At 43.7% G+C, this 2,929-nt stretch carries 5 protein-coding genes; 3 read left to right on the top strand and 2 right to left on the bottom strand.

The genetic code is table 11. The features are described from left to right. Positions 1-422: 422 nt before the first annotated feature. Together F6K37_RS36845 and F6K37_RS36850 are read right to left on the bottom strand one after the other, a co-directional pair. A complete protein-coding gene (locus tag F6K37_RS36845; protein WP_488008130.1) occupies positions 423-635 on the bottom strand; it encodes a DUF6887 family protein in 213 nt (70 codons plus the stop codon). Continuing rightward, positions 632-814 (bottom strand): DUF6888 family protein, encoded by a 183-nt coding sequence (locus tag F6K37_RS36850; protein ID WP_287255934.1) that lies wholly within the window; start codon positions 812-814, stop codon positions 632-634. Before F6K37_RS36850 ends, F6K37_RS36845 begins: the two co-directional genes overlap by 4 nt. A gap of 577 nt (positions 815-1,391) precedes the next feature. On the opposite strand from F6K37_RS36850, the gene F6K37_RS45855 reads away from it, so the two are divergent. The 3 genes from F6K37_RS45855 to F6K37_RS36865 all read left to right on the top strand — a co-directional run bounded on the left by F6K37_RS45855 (position 1,392) and on the right by F6K37_RS36865 (position 2,798). Continuing rightward, on the top strand, positions 1,392-1,664 hold the full coding sequence (locus tag F6K37_RS45855; protein WP_287255939.1) for a hypothetical protein: 273 nt from the start codon (positions 1,392-1,394) through the stop codon (positions 1,662-1,664). Then, on the top strand, positions 1,661-2,041 hold the full coding sequence (locus F6K37_RS36860) for a clan AA aspartic protease (RefSeq protein ID WP_287255935.1): 381 nt from the start codon (positions 1,661-1,663) through the stop codon (positions 2,039-2,041). The genes F6K37_RS45855 and F6K37_RS36860 overlap by 4 nt, the downstream gene beginning before the upstream one ends. Before the next feature lie 559 nt (positions 2,042-2,600). Continuing rightward, positions 2,601-2,798 (top strand): type II toxin-antitoxin system HicB family antitoxin, encoded by a 198-nt coding sequence (locus tag F6K37_RS36865; protein ID WP_287255937.1) that lies wholly within the window; start codon positions 2,601-2,603, stop codon positions 2,796-2,798. Positions 2,799-2,929 lie beyond the last annotated feature (131 nt).

Genomic DNA, 2,929 nt, shown 5'->3' on the forward strand with positions numbered 1-2,929 from the left:
TCCCACACTAAGCGAGAATAAAGCGCAGAAGCAAAGGTTGGGAGGAAAGTAGGTCGATGACAAAAGTAGTTATCCCTATGCTCAGAATTAGAAGCACTACTGCGTGAATATGCTGCTCAGCGAGGTCAAGTTGTTCGCTTGGTTGCCTCCGAATTGCTGGCTAGTGTCTTAGAGTCGGAGGTGGAAGATTCACAGGAGGCTATAAAGGGCATTCAAAAAGGACTGAATGATTTCCAGGCAGGTCGATTTCGGTATGCAAGCTGAGTTTGCCCAAAAGCCGTGTCGCCAGTACAACCTGCCAGTCGATTCATGAAATACCCTATTGAAATTTCCAGTGTGGCTCAGGCGTAAGCCGACAGCCATTGGTGTCAACTTAAGCCATTACATAGCCAGCTGCTTGGATGCCATAACCCGCCTTGGATTTAAATCTCAGTATGATTAAGCTTCTCTCTCAAAATTGCTTCAACTTCAGCCTCAGGATTTTTGAGTTCAAAAGGGTAGGGATGGCGATTAGCAGGATTACGACGGCTCATCAAAACTTCCATTGCAGCGTGAAAAGCCTTGTCATCATTTCGATGCTCAGAAATATAACGCTTCAGCTCTGTGTTAGTCATTTGGGACAGATTGTGCATCATAGAACAAATTCCCAGCTTCCATCTTCATCAATTACGAGCGCAATTTCATCATTTACTCCAGCCTGCACATAGATCGTTTTGAACCCCTGATCGTAACGAAAAACCTGAATTGGCTGGTATAGGTTAGAAAGCAACTGACATAGAAATGCCACGGTTACTAACTGCTGCTGTGTTGGCAAACTGCAACTCCCAGGTACATACTAAGTATAATAGCATATCATTAGTTGCCGCTCATGCTCACCAACATCTCTCCACGTTAAACACAAATTGCTATTCTTGTTCCTTTGTTCTTTTCATCATTAGTGCCTTCTTGAGCGTCCGCTGCAAAACTGAGTGCGTTCGCTTTTAGCGGCTCAATAGGAGCATCGCTCTTGTCGGTTGGGTTGAAGAATGAAACCCAACATAATTCCCCTCAACACAACGTCTTCGACCCAAGAGCCTGGTATCGGCTCTTACAAAATAGAACCTACAATTTAATTGGTGTGGCGGTCTGATTTTGTTGGGTTCTATCACGTCACCCCAACCTACGATAGAATAGAGGTGGTGAGTGCGGACGCTTATCCTATGTTGCGGATAACATATATTGATCCATGCGATCGTGTTATACTAAGTGCGATCGCCGTTCTTGTAGGGCGCGTTAATGAAATGCAACGCACCATAAATACTATTCATCCCAAATCCCTTTTGGCTTTTCAATTCTTATCTCACTGCTATTCGGTTACAATAACTAAGGAGCAAAAAGTAGGTGTGATTATCATGCAAGCTATTTTTTGGAGTATAGAAGAAGTCGCCCAAAGAGCCAAACAACTGTACGAAAATGGCATTCGCCAACAAGTTGAATATGGCGATAATATTGGCAAAATGATTGTGATTGATGCTGAAACTGGTGAATACGGAATAGATCAAACTGGTGTGGAAACAGCATTAAGGTTCAAGCAAAAGAAACCAAACGCCAGATTGTTTACTATGCGGATTGGTTATGACGTTGCGGTCAGCTTTGGTGGTGCAATTGAGCGAACTGTACCATGATTTACGGCAGATTGATTGACGGGAAAGCTATAGTACCAGTAACTTTTCGTTTACCTACACAACCAGATTTTTCTCTAGATTTTATTATCGACACTGGGTTCAACGATCATCTTACCCTACCACCCCAAGCAGTCAGTGTAATGAATCTTCCATTATATTCTAGCACACCTGCAAGATTAGCAGATGGTAGGGAAGCTTTATTATCTATACATTTAGCCACAATTGTTTGGGACAATATCGAAAAAGTAGTCCCTATTTTAGCTTCTGGTTATAAACCTTTACTTGGAACAGCTTTGATGAGAGGATATCATCTGGAGATAGATTTTGAAGACAATGGTTTGGTTTCGCTAGAAAAAATTTCACCCTCTATTTCATAATTTGAGCGATAGCAGCATGTAGGTTAGGCCCTTGGAACGTAGGCTTGCTTCCCCTAGGGTAACCCCACACATAGTGCGATCGCTTTTAGCGGCTCAATAGGAGCATCGCTTTTAGCGGCTCAATAGGAGCATCGCTTTTAGCGGCTCAATAGGAGCATCGCTGTTGTAGGTTGGGTTGAAGAATGAAACCCAACATAATTCCCCTCAACCCAACGTCTTCGACCCAAGAGCCGGGTATCTGCTCTAACAAAATAGAACCTACAATTTAATTGGTGTGGCGGTCTGATTTTGTTGGGTTTCCGTTCCGTCACCCCAAGCTACGAATGAATTGAGGTGGTGAGTGCGGACGCTTATCCTATGTTGCGGATAACATACATTGATCCATGCGATCGTGACTTGTCCGGTGGGTTGAGGAACGAAACCCAGGATTGGTTTATGCTGCTGAACCGTAACTATTACCAATTTTGCGACCGCGTACTATCCGATAAAAATTTAAGACTATAGTGTGTCCGCTGCCTGTAATTGTTACTATGATTGTAGTTCATTACTAGCACCAGTCATGATCTTTAAGATAGAAGTTGAGCAAGAAGAGGATGGACGTTGGCTGGCAGAGATTCCAGAACTATCTGGGGTGATGTTATATGGTCAAACCCTAGAGGAAGCATTGACTAAAGTACAAGCTCTGGCTCTGCGGGTGATTGCAGAACGTCTTGAAAGCGGTGAAGCTCAGTCTGACTTGGGTTTGTGTTACCTTTAATGCAGCATGAGCAAGGGTCGCCTGATGATTTGTAGATTGCGTAGTCTCCGATGCCGTAGTGCGTACGCTTTTAGCGGCTCTTTTGGAGCATCGCTCTTGTAGGATGTGTTAATAACGCACCAAACTAACCG

Source organism: Moorena sp. SIO4E2, assembly GCF_010671945.1.
Lineage (GTDB): Bacteria > Cyanobacteriota > Cyanobacteriia > Cyanobacteriales > Coleofasciculaceae > Moorena > Moorena producens.

Excerpts from the sequence above, each read along its gene's own strand:
- F6K37_RS36865 (WP_287255937.1), top strand. The coding sequence starts at position 2,601 with ATGATCTTTAAGATAGAAGTTGAGCAAGAAGAGGATGGACGTTGGCTG.
- F6K37_RS36860 (WP_287255935.1), top strand. The coding sequence starts at position 1,661 with ATGATTTACGGCAGATTGATTGACGGGAAAGCTATAGTACCAGTAACT.
- F6K37_RS36845 (WP_488008130.1), bottom strand. The coding sequence starts at position 635 with ATGATGCACAATCTGTCCCAAATGACTAACACAGAGCTGAAGCGTTAT.
- F6K37_RS45855 (WP_287255939.1), top strand. The coding sequence starts at position 1,392 with ATGCAAGCTATTTTTTGGAGTATAGAAGAAGTCGCCCAAAGAGCCAAA.